The sequence below is a fragment of the Amycolatopsis sp. NPDC003731 genome, from assembly GCF_053586895.1.
This window is the reverse complement of sequence record NZ_JBSFNC010000091.1, coordinates 23490-38501: the sequence shown is the minus strand read 5'-3', so window position 1 is coordinate 38501 and position 15012 is coordinate 23490. Positions and strand designations below refer to the sequence as shown.

At 70.4% G+C, this 15012-nt stretch carries 11 protein-coding genes; 6 read left to right on the top strand and 5 right to left on the bottom strand.

The annotated features are described in order from the left end of the window. Positions 1-215: 215 nt before the first annotated feature. A complete protein-coding gene (locus tag ACWDN5_RS30700) occupies positions 216-1838 on the bottom strand; it encodes a DEAD/DEAH box helicase (RefSeq protein WP_449678730.1) in 1623 nt (540 codons plus the stop codon). 234 nt (positions 1839-2072) lie between these two features. Between ACWDN5_RS30700 and ACWDN5_RS30695 the strand changes: the two genes are divergently transcribed. From ACWDN5_RS30695 to ACWDN5_RS30680, 4 genes are read left to right on the top strand one after another with little or no spacing between them, the layout of a single operon-like run. Further along, the gene (locus ACWDN5_RS30695; RefSeq protein WP_449678729.1) at positions 2073-3779 is read left to right on the top strand and encodes an acyl-CoA dehydrogenase; all 1707 of its coding nucleotides are present in this window, start codon (positions 2073-2075) and stop codon (positions 3777-3779) included. Further along, on the top strand, positions 3779-4225 hold the full coding sequence (locus ACWDN5_RS30690; RefSeq protein ID WP_449678728.1) for a nitroreductase family deazaflavin-dependent oxidoreductase: 447 nt from the start codon (positions 3779-3781) through the stop codon (positions 4223-4225). Before ACWDN5_RS30695 ends, ACWDN5_RS30690 begins: the two co-directional genes overlap by 1 nt. Next, the gene (locus ACWDN5_RS30685) at positions 4222-4992 is read left to right on the top strand and encodes a 2-keto-4-pentenoate hydratase (RefSeq protein WP_449678727.1); all 771 of its coding nucleotides are present in this window, start codon (positions 4222-4224) and stop codon (positions 4990-4992) included. Before ACWDN5_RS30690 ends, ACWDN5_RS30685 begins: the two co-directional genes overlap by 4 nt. A 4-nt stretch (positions 4993-4996) precedes the next feature. After that, the gene (locus ACWDN5_RS30680; protein WP_310977572.1) at positions 4997-5410 is read left to right on the top strand and encodes a hypothetical protein; all 414 of its coding nucleotides are present in this window, start codon (positions 4997-4999) and stop codon (positions 5408-5410) included. Positions 5411-5430: 20 nt separating this feature from the next. Here ACWDN5_RS30680 and ACWDN5_RS30675 read toward each other — a convergent pair whose 3' ends face one another. Then, complete coding sequence (locus ACWDN5_RS30675) at positions 5431-6147, bottom strand: hypothetical protein (RefSeq protein WP_449678726.1); 717 nt, start codon at positions 6145-6147, stop codon at positions 5431-5433. Positions 6148-6348: 201 nt separating this feature from the next. Continuing rightward, a complete protein-coding gene (locus ACWDN5_RS30670; protein ID WP_449678725.1) occupies positions 6349-8730 on the bottom strand; it encodes a Tex family protein in 2382 nt (793 codons plus the stop codon). A gap of 145 nt (positions 8731-8875) precedes the next feature. Here ACWDN5_RS30670 and ACWDN5_RS30665 point away from each other — a divergent pair, with 145 nt between their 5' ends. Next, on the top strand, positions 8876-10363 hold the full coding sequence (locus ACWDN5_RS30665; protein ID WP_310977570.1) for a chitinase: 1488 nt from the start codon (positions 8876-8878) through the stop codon (positions 10361-10363). A gap of 137 nt (positions 10364-10500) precedes the next feature. Next, the gene (locus ACWDN5_RS30660; RefSeq protein ID WP_449678724.1) at positions 10501-11841 is read left to right on the top strand and encodes a hypothetical protein; all 1341 of its coding nucleotides are present in this window, start codon (positions 10501-10503) and stop codon (positions 11839-11841) included. Here ACWDN5_RS30660 and ACWDN5_RS30655 read toward each other — a convergent pair whose 3' ends face one another. After that, the gene (locus ACWDN5_RS30655) at positions 11842-13500 is read right to left on the bottom strand and encodes a GMC oxidoreductase (RefSeq protein WP_449678723.1); all 1659 of its coding nucleotides are present in this window, start codon (positions 13498-13500) and stop codon (positions 11842-11844) included. It lies immediately after the preceding gene. After that, entirely contained in the window at positions 13500-14963 is a 1464-nt protein-coding gene (locus ACWDN5_RS30650) for a flavin-containing monooxygenase (RefSeq protein ID WP_310977568.1), read from the bottom strand. The genes ACWDN5_RS30655 and ACWDN5_RS30650 overlap by 1 nt, the downstream gene beginning before the upstream one ends. Positions 14964-15012: the final 49 nt, after the last annotated feature.

The window sequence follows — 15012 nt, the reverse complement described above, 5'->3', positions numbered from 1 at the left end:
TGTCACTACGGCCGGTGGTACCGCGTCAAGGCGGGAAAGCGTGCCTTGACCCGGCACCACCGTCCGCGTGCTGGCTTCGGATCGGGGTGGTGGGGGAGGCCTGGGCTGGGTGCCGGTTTGGGCGTCCGCGTGCCGTTCCGCTTGGTGCGGCAGCTGCAAAAAAGCAGTCCCGACCTGGCGAAGGGACGCCAGGCCGGGACTTCGTCAGCCTTGGATCAGCGCGAGCGGCGGGAGCCCGCTCGGGTTCCCGAGGAGAAGGCGGCCGCGCCGCCGGTGGCCGAGCCCGCGCGGCGGTTGCCCGACGCCGGGGTGCCCGAACGTCGGGCACCACCGGAAGCGGCCGTGCCGCCGGAACGGCTCGAAGCGGTCGTCCCGCCTGCGGAACCCCCGCCGCCGGCACGCCCCGCAGTCGCGCCCGAGCGGCGCGAGCCACCCGAAGCGCCTGACCGCTGGGACCCGCCCGAGCCACCCGACCTCCGGGACCCGCCCGAGGCCGCCCCTTCCGAACGGCGCGAACCGGACCCGGCCGAACGCTGCTCCTGGGCCGCCGCGCGTGAACGCTGCCCGCCTCGGTTTTCCTTCGGCGCCGCCGAGCGGCGGCCGCGGCCGACGGCCGGGGCCGCGCCTGTCGCCGATACCTTCTTGGGCCGGTTGTCCACCGCCGGGGCCTTCGAGAACGTCCTCTCGCCCGGGGCCAGCTCCGCCAGCAGCGGGTGACCCGGGCCGAGCTGGGTCGTCGTCGGCTTGATGCCCGCCTTGCGCGTCAGGTCCCGGACGTCGCGGACCTGCGCGTCCGTCATCAGCGTCACCACCGTGCCCGACGCCCCCGCTCGGGCCGTGCGGCCCGACCTGTGCAGGTACGCCTTGTGCTCCACCGGCGGGTCCGCGTGGATGACCAGGCGGACGTCGTCGACGTGGATGCCTCGCGCCGCGATGTCCGTCGCCACCAGGGTGCGGGCCGTGCCCGACGAGAACGCCTCGAGGTTGCGGGTGCGGGCGTTCTGGCCCAGGTTGCCGTGCAGCTCCACCGCCGGGACACCCGATGCGTTCAGCTTCCGCGTCAGCGCCTTCGCGCGGCTCTTCGTCCGCGTGAACACCAGCGTGCGCCCGGGCGCCGCCGTCAGGTCGACCAGCACCGGCAGCCGGTGGGTCTCCTCCAGGTGCAGGACGTGGTGCTCCATCGTCGCCACCGGGGACTGCGCCGAGTCGACGCTGTGCAGCACCGGGTCGTCCATGAAGCGCTTGACCAGCACGTCCACGCCGTTGTCCAGCGTCGCCGAGAACAGCAGCCGCTGGCCGCGGGACGGCGTGGCGTCCATGATCCGGCGGACCTCGGGGAGGAAGCCCAGGTCGGCCATGTGGTCGGCCTCGTCCAGCACGGTGATCTCGATGGCGTCGAGCTTCACGTGCCCGGAGCGCATGTGGTCGGCGAGCCGGCCGGGGCAGGCGACGACGATGTCGACGCCATCGCGCAGCCGGGTGATCTGGGGATTGGCCGAAACCCCGCCGAAGATGGTCGTCGTGCGCAGGCCCAGCGGCTTGGCCAGGGGCAGGATCGACGCCTCGATCTGCGTCGCGAGCTCGCGCGTCGGCGCCAGGATCAGCGCGCGGGGACGGCCCGGCTTGCGCCGCGTCGGGCCCGCGGCGAGGCGGGCCAGGACGGGCAGCACGAAGCCGTACGTCTTGCCGGAACCGGTCCGGCCGCGGCCGAGGACGTCCCGGCCGGCGAGGGTGTGCGGCAGGGTCGCCGCCTGGATGGGGAACGGCTCGGTGACGCCCTGGGTGGCCAGTGCGGCCACGAGCGGGGTCGGCAAGCCGAGTTCAGCGAAAGTGCTCATAAGTGCATGCGGGCACGCGAATGCCCTGGTCTCCGTAACCTGAGAAGGGTTGTCCTGCCCGGCGCAGACCGGTCAACGGCCGCGGCGCGTGGTAGTCGACAACAGCAGCGGGCCGAGGCAGAACTGAGCGGCCCGCATGATCAGTGTACCAACGAGCGTGACCTATCCCCAGTGAGATTGCCCGCACTCGCGCGGCCTTGCTAAGTTACCGGTCGGTAATCGAGGAGGACCACCATGCTGCTGAACCCGCGCGAGTACGACCCGGCGCACTTCGACGCCGAGACGCGGCGCCTGCTGCGCGCCACCATCGACTGGTTCGAGCAGCGCGGCAAGGCGAAGCTGACCGAGGACTACCACAACCGCACCTTCTACGCGGATTTCATCGAGTTCGCGGGCAAGGAAGGCCTGTTCTCGACCTTCCTCACGCCGTCCGCCGACGCGAACGGCCACCCCGACAAGCGCTGGGACACCGCCCGCGTCGCCGCGCTGTCGGAAATCCTCGGCTTCTACGGCTTGAACTACTGGTACCCGTGGCAGGTCACGATCCTCGGCCTCGGGCCGGTGTGGCAGAGCGGCAACGCCGCGGCCCGTGCCCGCGCCGCGGCCGCCCTCGACGCCGGCGGCGTCGGCGCGTTCGGACTGTCCGAAAAGGACCACGGCGCCGACATCTACTCCTCGGACCTGGTCCTGACCAAGGACGGCGACGGCTACCGCGCCACCGGCTCCAAGTACTACATCGGCAACGGCAACTGCGCCCGCACGGTGTCCGTCTTCGGCCGCATCGACGGCGTCGAAGGCCCGGACCAGTACGTCTTCTTCTACGCCGACTCCGAGCACCCGAACTACCACGTCGTGAAGAACGTGGTGCCGTCGCAGATGTACGTCGCCGAGTTCCGGCTCGAGGACTACCCGGTGCGCGCCGAGGACATCCTGCACGTCGGCGCCGAAGCCTTCAGCGCCGCGCTGAACACCGTCAACATCGGCAAGTTCAACCTCTGCTTCGGCGGCATCGGCATGGCGACGCACTCGCTGTACGAAGCCATCACGCACGCCCACAACCGTGTCCTCTATGGCAAGCCCGTCACCGACTTCCCGCACGTCCGCCGCGAGTTCGTCGAGGCCTACGCGCGGCTGACGGCGATGAAGCTGTTCTCCGACCGCGCCGTCGACTACTTCCGCAGCGCGAACCCCGACGACCGCCGCTACCTGCTGTTCAACCCGATCACCAAGATGAAGGTGACCACCGAGGCGCAGAAGGTGATCGGCCTGGTCGCCGACGTCGTCGCGGCCAAGGGCTTCGAAGCCGACACCTACCTGGCGATGTCCAAGAACGACATCGACGGCCTGCCGAAGCTCGAGGGCACGGTGGCCGTCAACCTGGCGCTGATCGCGAAGTTCATGCCGAACTACCTCTTCGCGCCGCAGGAGTACCCGCCGGTGCCGACCCGCACCGACGCCGCGGACGACGAGTTCCTCTTCCGCCAGGGCCCGGCGCGCGGCCTGTCGAAAGTCCGGTTCCACGACTGGAAGACCGCCTACGCCGAAGCCGCGCACATCCCGAACGTCGCGCTGTTCACCGAGCAGGCGGGCTACCTCGTCAAGCTGCTCACCGAGGCGGCGCCGGACGAGGCGCAGCAGGCCGACCTCGACTTCGGGCTCGCGCTGACCGAGCTGTTCACGCTGATCGTCTACGGCCAGCTCGTCCTGGAGCAGGCCCGCATCACCGGCCTGGACGACGAGGTCGCCGACCAGATCTTCGCGGTGCTGGTGCAGGACTTCAGCGTCGCGGCGGTGGACCTGCACGGCAAGGCGAGCTCGACCGACGCCCAGCAGGCGATCGCCCTGGCGGCGCTGCGCAAGCCGGTGGTGGACGCCGCCCGGTTCGAGAACGTCTGGGCGCGGGTGCGGGAGCTCTCCGGGGTCTACGCCATGCAGCCGTGATGGCGCGGAAGTACCGGATGGGCGTGACGCGGAAGGCCGCGAACGTCGTCGTGCGGGCGTTGCTGGAGCGCGGGATCCCGGCCGCGGGCGGCACCGGGTTCCTGCTGACCACTCGGGGCCGCAAGAGCGGCGCCGACCGGACCACACCGGTCAACGTGATCGAGGTCGGCGGCGAGCGGTGGCTCGTTGCGCCGTACGGGCCGGTCGGCTGGGTGCACAACCTGCGCGCCGACCCCACCGCCCGGCTGCGGCGCGGGCGCCGGCGCGAGACGTGGGAGGTCGAGGAGGCCGACGCCGCCGCGGCGGGCCCGGTGCTGCGCGCGTACGTCCGCAAGATCCCGGTGACCGCGCCGTTCTTCGACGCGAAGCTGACCGGCCCGCCCGAGGCGTTCGCCGCGGAAGCCGATCGACACCCGGTGTTCCGGTTGGCAAGATCACCGGCGTGAACCGAGAGCGGGCGGCGGAACTGATCTGGGACGCGTGGCTGACCGGCAAGAGGCTGGAGGGCCTCCCGGACGACGCCTGCCCGCGCGACCACGCCGACGGCATGGCGGCACAGGCGGCGCTCGCCGAGCGGGCCGGGCCGGTGTCGGGCTGGAAGATCGGCGCGACGACCGTGTACGCCCGGCAGTACCTCGGCGTCCCCGGGCCGCTGCCGGGCGCGATGTTCGAGCGGTTCCACCACGTCGAGGGGGCCCCGGTCCCGGCCGACACGATGACGATGGGCGTCGCCGAACCCGAGTTCGCGTTCCGGCTCAAGGCGGACCCGGGGCTGTCGCCGTCGCTGTCCGGGGTGCTCGACGCGGTCGACACGATGTTCCTGGCGATCGAGCTGCCGGACAGCCGCTACACCGACCACCGCCACGCGGGCGGCCCGCAGCTGCTGGCCGACGCGGCGTGTTCGGGCCGGTTCGTGGAAGGCCGCCCGGTGCCGGGCTGGCGCGACGCCGACCTGCCCCGCAGCCAGGTGGTCCTCCACGCCGACGGCGAGGAGTTCTCCCGCGGCAGCGGCAGCCTGGTCCTCGGCGACCCGCGCCTGGCGCTGCACTGGCTGGCGATGGAGCTGCCCCGCCACGGCCGCGCGTTGCGCCCGGGCGACATCGTGACGACGGGAACGGCGACGCCGCCGTGCCCGATCCGCGCGGGCGGCCACGTGGTGGCGGACTTCGGCGCGCTCGGCAGTGTGGAAGCGAGATTCGCCTCGCTAGAGTGATCGGGTGCTGACTTTCCGCGCGGGGTTCGTCGTGCTGGCGCTGGTCGTGGCGGCGCTCGACGCGGGCTTCTGGTGGTTCGCCGGCGCCCACCACCAGACCACGGCGCGGATCGGCTTCCTGGTGGCGTTCGTGCTGCTGCTGGCGGCCCTGACGGCGACGGCGGGCCTGGTGCGCTGGGAGGTCGCGACCCCCTTGGCGGCGGCCTCGACCTCGGGCTTGTTCTTCGTCGGCGCGGCGGCGATCTTCAGCGTCGGCCTGGGGTTCCTGCTGACGGCGGTGGTGGAGGCCGCCCTGGTGCGGCGGCTGGTTTCGGACGCCTCGCCGACGGGCTGGCGCGGCGGGACCTGGCTGATCAGCCTGGCGGCGGCCGTGGTGCCGGCGTTCTTGTTCGCGGTCGGCCTGTTCGCACTGCGCTGAACACCCCCACCACCGGCGTGTCAGCGTTTGTGGACGAAGTACACCTTGTCCCCGCCGACGGCACCGACCTGGATGGTCAGATCGCCGGGGCCGTCCAGGAAGCCGATGCGGTAGGTGAGTTCCTTGCCCGGCAGGACGTCCTGGCTGGGGGAGCCCTCCAGGTCCGTGTCGAAGACCTGCTCGGCGGTGGTGTTGCCGGCGGTCGCCTGCACGATGAGCATCGCCGCGGACCACGGCTTGCCCGAGTGGTTCGCGATGGTGACCTGGAAGCTGGTGGCCGGGGTGTTCTGCTTCGGCGCGGCCGTGTCGCTGGTGGTGAAGGCCTTGGCGTCGGCGATCGTGATGTCGACGTCGGTGCCGCGGTGGGTCTGGCCGATCGAATACGTCTGCCCGGCGGCGTTGTCGTCCGACGCGGGCAGTCCGAGCTTGTCCTTCAGGTCTTCGACGGCGGCGTTCTGCGCAATGACGGTGAACACGATCGCGAGGATGCTCAGCACGACCCCGATCGCGGCGAGGATCTTCTTGCTGCCGAAGAGGGCGATGACTCCGAGCACGAACCCGACTCCGGCGACCACGGCGGTCAGGTTGTTGAGGAAGATGACCGGTGAGCCGATCACCCCCACGATGCCGAGGATCACGGCGGTCCACGCGAGAGCCGCGAACTTGGCGGGCTTCGGAGCGGGCGTGGGAACCGGGTACGGAACGCCGGCCGGGGGCGGCGAATACGGAGCGGTCATGGCGGCGTCTCCTGGGTCGTGCGGTGACGGAAAATCCCCGGCGCGCGGGCTCGACGGTGAGTAGTTCGGCCGGTTGTCGCGCTGCGTTACGATCTTCGGGGCTGCGTCTCCGTTCCGTCACCAAGTTTGCTCCGAACGGGTGGTGGTCCCGGCATGACGAAGGCCGCCCCGAGGGACTCGGAGCGGCCTTCGCTGCTTGTCCTACTTGCCGAACCCGGCCCGCCGGAGCGCGTCGGCCATCGAACCGCCGGCGTTGCCGCCGCGGTCCCGGCCACCGCCGCCACCCTGACCACGCCGGTCGCCGCCACCGCCGCCGCGGCGCTGGCCCTGACCGCCCTGGCCGCCCTGGCCGCGGTCCCGGCGCTCGCCACCGCCGCCGCCGCCGCGCGACGAACCGGCCCCCGGCTCGTCGTCCAGCCGCAGCGTCAGCGAGATCCGCTTCCGTGGCACGTCGACGTCCAGGACCTTCACCTTCACGATGTCCCCGGGCTTCACGACCTCCCGCGGGTCCTTCACGAAGTTCTTCGACAGCGCCGAAACGTGCGCCAGGCCGTCCTGGTGCACGCCCACGTCGATGAACGCCCCGAACGCCGCCACGTTCGTCACCACGCCCTCCAGGCGCATCCCCGGCTTCAGGTCCGAGATCTTGTCCACGCCCTCGGCGAACGTCGCCGTCTTGAAGGCCGGGCGGGGGTCGCGGCCCGGCTTGTCGAGCTCCGAGAGGATGTCCGTCACCGTCGGGAGACCGAACTGCTCGTCCACGAACTCGGCCGGGCGCAGCGACGACAGCGTCCGCGTGTTGCCGATCAGGGAGCGGATGTCGGTGCCGGTCTTGGACAGGATGCGCCGGACCACCGGGTACGCCTCCGGGTGGACCGCCGACGAGTCGAGCGGGTCGTCGCCGTCCGGGATGCGGAGGAAGCCCGCGCACTGCTCGAACGCCTTGGGGCCGAGGCGCGCGACCTCCTTCAGCGCCGTGCGGGAGCGGAACGGGCCGTTCGTGTCGCGGTGGGCCACGATGTTCTCCGCCAGGCCCGTCGTGATGCCCGAGACCCGGGTCAGCAGCGGCGCCGACGCCGTGTTGACGTCCACGCCGACCGCGTTCACGCAGTCCTCGACCACCGCGTCCAACGAGCGCGACAGCGACACCTCGGACAGGTCGTGCTGGTACTGCCCGACGCCGATCGACTTCGGATCGATCTTCACCAGCTCGGCCAGGGGGTCCTGCAGCCGCCGGGCGATCGAGACCGCGCCGCGCAGCGAGACGTCCATGTTCGGCAGTTCCTGCGAAGCGAACGCCGACGCCGAGTACACCGACGCGCCCGCCTCGGACACGACCGCCTTCGTCAGCTTCAGCTCCGGGTGCTTCTTGATCAGCTCCTGCGCGAGCTTGTCCGTCTCGCGCGAGGCCGTCCCGTTGCCGATCGAGATCAGATCCACCTTGTGCCGCGCCGCCAGCGCCGCCAGCTCGGCGATCGACTGGTCCCACTTGTTCGCCGGCTGGTGCGGGTAGATCACGTGGGTGTCGACGACCTTGCCGGTCGCGTCCACGACGGCCACCTTGACGCCGGTCCGGAAGCCCGGGTCGAGGCCCATGGTGGCGCGGGTGCCGGCCGGCGCGGCCAGCAGGAGGTCGCGCAGGTTGGCCGCGAAGACGCGCACGGCGTCGTCCTCGGCCGCCTGGCGCAGCCGCATCCGCAGGTCGATGCCCAGGTGCAGGAGGATCTTGGTGCGCCACGCCCAGCGGACGGTGTCGCCGAGCCATTTGTCGGCCGGCCGCCCCTGCTGGGTGATGCCGAACTTCGCCGCGATGCGCTGCTCGTACTCGGTCGGGCCGACCTGCGGTTCGTCCGACGGCTCGTCCGGCGCCATGGTGAGGTCGAGGACCTCCTCCTTCTCGCCGCGCAGCATCGCGAGGATCCGGTGCGAGGGGAGCTTGGTGTAGGGCTCGGAGAAGTCGAAGTAGTCGGAGAACTTCGCGCCTTCCTCCTCCTTGCCGGACCGCACCTTGGCGACCAGGTGGCCCTGGCCCCACATCTTCTCCCGCAGGTCACCGATGAGGTCGGCGTCCTCGGCGAAGCGCTCGACGAGGATCGCGCGGGCGCCGTCGAGGGCGGCCTGCGCGTCCGCGACGCCCTTGTCCGCGTCGACGAACACCGCGGCGGCCGCCTGCGGGTCCGTGGTCGGGTCGTTCAGCAGGCCGTCGGCCAGCGGCTCGAGACCGGCTTCGCGCGCGATCATGGCCTTCGTGCGGCGCTTCGGCTTGTACGGGAGGTAGATGTCCTCCAGCCGCGACTTGGTGTCCGCGGCGAGGATCGAGGCCTCGAGGGCGTCGTCGAGCTTGCCCTGGCTCCGGATGGACTCGAGCACGGCGAGCCGGCGCTCGTCGAGTTCCCGCAGGTAGCGCAGCCGCTCTTCGAGCGTGCGCAGCTGCGCGTCGTCGAGCATGCCGGTGACTTCCTTGCGGTAGCGGGCGATGAACGGCACGGTCGACCCGCCGTCGAGGAGCTCGACGGCCGCCTTGACCTGTCCTTCGCGCACGCCCAGTTCTTCGGCGATCTTCTGCTCGACCGACACGCTCACTGCAACACGCTCCCGATTGACCTGGATCCGATCGTCACATTCTGCCGTTTCGGGCGCCCCGACTTTCGGATGGGGTTCCTTGACAATCAGATTGGTCTAGTCCACTTTGTGGTGACCTGCCTCACCAGTGTCACGGAGGTCTCCCGTGGTCCCCAAGGTTCGCTTCGCTCTGCTTTCCTTACTATCCGTGGTGACGCTGTCCCTCGGCGTCACTTTCGTGCTCGCCGGCAGCGCCTCGGCGGCGAACATCCTGGCCAACCCCGGCTTCGAAGCCGGCACGGCGAGCTGGAGCTGCACCGGCGCGTCGGCCGCGGTGAGCTCGCCGGTGCACGGCGGCAGCCGCGCCCTGAACGCGACGCCGTCGTCGTCGGACAACGCCCAGTGCTCCCAGACGCTCACCGTCTCGGCGAACACGGCGTACAAGCTGTCCGCGTGGGTCCAGGGCAGCTACGTCTACCTGGGCGTCTCCGGCTCGGCGACGACCAGCACGTGGACGCCCGGCACCAGCGGCTACCAGCAGCTGTCGCTGAGCTTCACGACCGGTGCGAGCACGTCGCTGACGGTGTACCTGCACGGCTGGTACGGCCAGCCGGCGTACTACGCCGACGACGTCAGCCTCGACGGCCCCGGCACCCCGCCGACGACGACGCCGACCACGCCGACGACGCCCACCACCCCGACCACCCCGACGACGCCCACCACGCCGCCGACGACCACGACCACGACGCCGCCGACGCAGGGTGACCTGCCGAAGCACGTCCTGACGGGGTACTGGCAGAACTTCTACAACGGCGCCAAGGCGCTGAAGCTCGCCGACGTCCCGACGAAGTACAACATCATCGCGGTGTCCTTCGCGGACGCGACCGGCACGCCCGGAGCGGTGAGCTTCACGCTCGACTCCGGCCTGTCTTCGCAGCTCGGCGGCTACACGGACGCCCAGTTCAAGGCCGACGTCAAGACGGTACAGGCCCGCGGCCAGAAGGTGATCATCTCGGTCGGCGGCCAGAACGGCACGATCAGCGTGGCCGATTCGAACTCGGCGAACAACTTCGCGAACAGCATCAAGTCCCTGATCGCGAACTACGGCTTCGACGGCGTCGACATCGACCTCGAGAACGGCATCAACGCCACGTACATGGGACAGGCGCTGCGGAGCATCTACAACGGCGGCGGCAAGGTCATCACGATGGCGCCGCAGACGATCGACATGCAGTCCACGGCGGGCGGCTACTTCCAGCTGGCGCTGAACATCAAGGACATCCTGACGATCGTCAACATGCAGTACTACAACTCCGGCTCGATGCTGGGCTGCAACGGCAACGTCTACTCGCAGGGCACGGTCGACTTCCTGACGGCGCTGGCCTGCATCCAGCTCCAGGGCGGCCTGCGCGCGGACCAGGTCGGCCTCGGCCTCCCGGCCTCCCCCCAGGCGGCGGGCGGCGGCTACCAGGCCCCGGCCAACACGGTGTCGGCGCTGAACTGCCTGGCCCGCGGCACGTCCTGCGGCAGCTTCAAGCCGCCGGCGACGTACCCGTCGATCCGCGGCGCGATGACGTGGTCGATCAACTGGGACGCGTCGCAGGGGTACGCGTTCGCCAACACGGTGTCGGCGGGCCTCGCGGGCCTGCCCTGACCGTGCGCTGAGTGGCCCTCCCGGCGGCGCGGTCCGGGAGGGCCGTTCAGCGGGGCGTCAACGGCAGCCGCAGGGCGGCCGGCGCCTCCGTCCCGAGAATTGCTCACGGGTAATCGAATGTGCCAAGCTTGCCGGTTGTGACTGTTTCGGACACGGAACTGGGCGATCAGCTGGACCCGGCGTTGCGGGAGATCGCCGAACGTGCGGTTGCCGCCGGCCTCAAGGTGTGGACCCTGCGCTGGGCGGGGAACCCGACTGCCGCGATCGCCGTCGAACCGGAGTTGCAGATCGACTTCCCTGCCGGCCGCGTTGAGCGGAAAGTGACCATATCGCGAAAGAACGCGGCCGATTGGGCTTCGACCGACTTCACGCACTGGGTTTTCCTCGGGGAGTACGACGCCTTCCTCGACCGTTCGTCCGGGACTGTGGTCGCTGCCCTCGACCATCCTCCGGACGGATTCGGTCTTCTCCGGAAAGAAATCGCGGGCTTGGCGCCGATTTCCCAGGACGATCCGGATTTGGCTCCCGTCAAGAGTGAGGAGTCGATTGGAGACCGGGTCCGGGAACCCGTCAGACTGTGCGTCGAACACCGGTCGGTGGAAGGACTGGCGATCACGATCCAGCGGCCACCACCCAGGACGTTGCGAATAGCTTGCCGTGCATACCCCAACTCGTGGGGCTTGGTGATCGACGGCGTCGCCACGGATCGCCACGAGGAAGCACTGCGGTTGCTCCGGGATATCTCCAATTCGTTCTTCGTCGATCTCGACATGAGCTACGGCGCCTCATTCCAGCTGAAGAAGAACATCCGTGTGCAGCTGGCTTCGGAGCCGAGGGACGAGGAGGCCCCATCTACCAAGATGCCGCGGTTCCCTGTGCTCACGCACAATGACGACGCAGCGTCTTTGTACCTCTACGCGCGGGCGTTGGTATCCGCGCCGTTCCTGGAGTACCTCGCCTACTACCAGGTACTCGAGTTCTTCATGCCCAAGTACGCGCGCGCGGCTGCCGTGCAGAAGCTCCGCGACGTGCTCAGGGATCCCCGCTTCGATCACGACGACGACATCGCGCTCGGCCGGGTCATCGAGATGGTCACCGACATGGATCGCACGGCGGGTACCGAGCGAGAGCAGCTCAAGGCGACCGTGACGAGCTGCCTTGACGCGGACGCACTGACTCGATATCTCGAAGGTCATCCTCGCGGGGCCGCCGCAATGGCCGACAAGAGGCGGATCGCCGATATCCGGCTGCTCAACCCCAAAGACACCGGTGTTCCGCTCGTCGAGCAGGTCTCCCAGCGGATCTACGACCTGCGGTGCCGAATCGTCCACGGCAAGGAAGGGGGAAACGGCCGTGGCGAGCCGTTGCGCCCCTTCGGACGTGAATCGAGACTGCTCACCTACGACCTGGACCTGATCCGGTTCGTGGCCCAGCGGGTCCTGATCACCTCGAGCGGTCCGGCCACCTGGGGTCGCTGATCACCGCGGCACTATCGGCAGCCGCAGGGCGGCCGGCGCCTCCGGCGGGACGACCGGACGTCGAGGCGGCACCGCGGCCACCCGCCGGTACGGCGAGCCGAGGGAAGGCCGCGGGTCCTCGTCCCCGTGGTTCGGCCAGAACGCCATCGCCCGCTCGGCCTGGGCCGTGATCGTCAGCGACGGGTTCACGCCCAGGTTGGCCGAGATCGCCGAGCCGTCGACCACGTGCAGGCCCGGGTGGCCGTACAGCCGCTGGTACGGGTCCACCACCCCCGACGAAGGCGAGTCGCCGATGGTGCAGCCGCCGATGAAGTGGCCCGTGATCGGGATGTTCGCCAGGTCGGTCCACGCGCCCTGCGGCAGGCCGCCGATCTTCGCCGCCACCCGGCGCGTCACCTCGTGGCCCGCCGGGATCCAGTCCGGTGACGGCGCTCCGGACCCCTGGCGAGTCGTCATGCGCCGGCCGAACAGCCCGCGTTTCGTGTACGTCGTCACCGAATTGTCCAGCGTCTGCATCACCAGCAGCCCGATCATCCGCTCCGACCAGTGCCGCGGGTTGTGGATGCGCAGCAGGTCGCGCCGGGATCGCCACAGTTCGCGCACGCCCAGCGCCCAGCGACGGCGGCCCGGCGAGCCGTCCACCAGGACCGTCGCCAGCAGGCCCATCAGGTTGCTGCCGCGCCCGTACCGCACCGGCTCCACGTGCGTCACGTCGTCCGGGTGGATCGACGACGTGATCGCGACACCCCGCGAGTAGTCCGTGTCCGCGCGCAGCGACCGGGCCGCCAGCACCGCCTCCGAGTTCGTGCGGGCCAGGAGCCCGAGCCGCGGGGAGACGAGCGGCAGGGTTCCGGTGTCCCGCATCCGGTGCAGCAGCCGCTGGGTCCCCAACGCCGCGGCCGAGAACACCACCTGCGTCGCGGTGAAGGTCCGGCGGGAGAAACCGCCGGTCCGGCGCGTGTCCACCGCGTACCCGCCGTCGATCGGCCGGACCGTCACCGCCGTCGTCAAGGGGTGGACCACGGCGCCCGCCCGCTCGGCCAGGTACAGGTAGTTCTTCACGGTCGTGTTCTTCGCCCCGACCCGGCACCCGGTCATGCACTCGCCGCACAGCGTGCAGGACGACCGCGCCGGACCGGCGCCGCCGAAGAACGGGTCCACCCCGGACTGTCCGAAGTAGACGCCGACCGGGGTGCGGCGGTACGTGTGGCCGATGCCCATGTCGTCGGCGACGTCCTTGAGCACCCGGTCCGCGGCCGTCGTCGCCGGGTTCTCGACCACGCCGAGCATCCGCTTCGCCTGGTCGTAGTACGGCGCCAGCTCGGCCTTCCAGTCGGTGATGTGCGCCCACTGCGGGTCTTCGTAGAAGCCGTCCGGGGGCTCGTACAACGTGTTCGCGTACACCAGCGAACCCCCGCCGACGCCGGAGCCGCTCATCACGAACGTGTTCTTCAGCAGCGTCAGCCGCTGGATGCCGAAGCAGCCCAGCGCGGGTGCCCACAGGTACTTGCGCACCCGCCAGGACGTCTTCGCGAACTCGTCGTCGGCGAACCGGCGGCCGGTCTCCAGCACGCCGACGCGGTAGCCCTTCTCGGTCAGCCGCAGCGCCGTGACGCTGCCGCCGAAGCCCGAACCGATCACCAGGACGTCGTAGTCCATCAGCCCGCCACCCGGTAGTCGGCGACGTCGAAGCGCCGCGTCCGGCGGTCGTACTCGGTGACCAGGCCGGGCCAGTTGGTCGTCACCCGGCCGTCCGCCTGCCGGTACCAGCTCGTGCAGGCGCTCCACACGCTGTGGCCCAGGCGCTGCTGCACCTCGCGGTCGTACCGGTCTTCGACCTCCGGCCGAACGTCCAGATAGGACACGCCGGGCCGCGTGAGCCGTTCCACCGCCTGGCGGATGTAGCGGGCCTGCCGCTCGATCATGTAGATGATGGACCCGGCGCCGAGGTTCGTGTTGGGACCGTAGACGCAGAAGAAGTTGGGGAAGCCGGGCACGGTCATGCCCAGGTACGCCCGCGCGCCGCCGGACCACTCGTCGGCCAGGGACCGCCCGCCGAGGCCGCGCACCTCCATCCGGCCGAGGAACTGCGTCGCGGCGAAGCCGGTGCCGTAGACCAGGACGTCCGCCTCGATTTCGGTGCCGTCCTCGACGCGCACGCCCTTCTCGGTGATCTCGGTGATCCGCCGCGTCTCGACGTCGACGTCCGGCTGGGCGAGCGCGGGCAGGTAGTCGTTGGTGAAGAGGATCCGCTTGCAGCCCAGCGGGTACGCCGGCTTGAGCTTGGCCCGCAGTTCCGGGTCCTTGATGTGGCGGCGCCGCAGCTGCGCGGTCCGCAGCTCGAACATCTTCGCCAGCACCGGGTGGCGCGTCATCGCGTACGTGGCGTACTCGGCGAGCAGGAAGATCCGCAGCCGGCCGAGCAGCTGGGTCGGCGGCAGGTGCTCGAACAGCCAGTGCTGCCACCGCCGGTAGCTCGGATCGGACTTCGCCATGACGTACGGCGGCGTGCGCTGGAAGACCGTGACGTGCTGCGCGCGTTTCCGCAGCTCGGGCACGAACTGCACGGCGCTGGCCCCGGTCCCGATGACGGCGACGCGCTTGCCGGTCAGGTCGACGCCGTGGTCCCACCGCGCGGAGTGGAAGGCGTCCCCGGCGAAGCTTTCCCGGTTCGGGATGTCCGGCAGCACCGGCCGTGACAGCTGCCCGACGGCGGGCACGAAGACGTTCGCCTCGAAGATCTCGCCGGCGCCGGTTTCGACGCGCCAGAGCCCGCGGTCTTCGTCGAACGCGGCCGAGGTGACCTCGCGGTGGTAGCGGATGTGCGGTTCCAGGCCGTACTTCGCGATGACGCGCCGCAGGTAGGCGAGGATGTCGGGCTGGTGCGAGAACCGCTTCGGCCACCGCGGGTTGGGCTCGAAGGAGAAGGAGTACAGCGGCGACGGGATGTCGCACGCGGCGCCCGGGTAGGTGTTGTCCCGCCAGACGCCGCCGGGCTCGGCCGCGCTCTCGAGGATCGTGAAGTCGGTGAACCCCGCCCGCTTGAGCTCGATCGCCGTCCCGATGCCGCCGAACCCGGTGCCCGCGATCAGCACCGACGGCCCCTTCGCCGAACCAGTCATGCCCGAAAAGCTACGGACTCCGCGCCTGTGACAACAGGCCACGAACGGT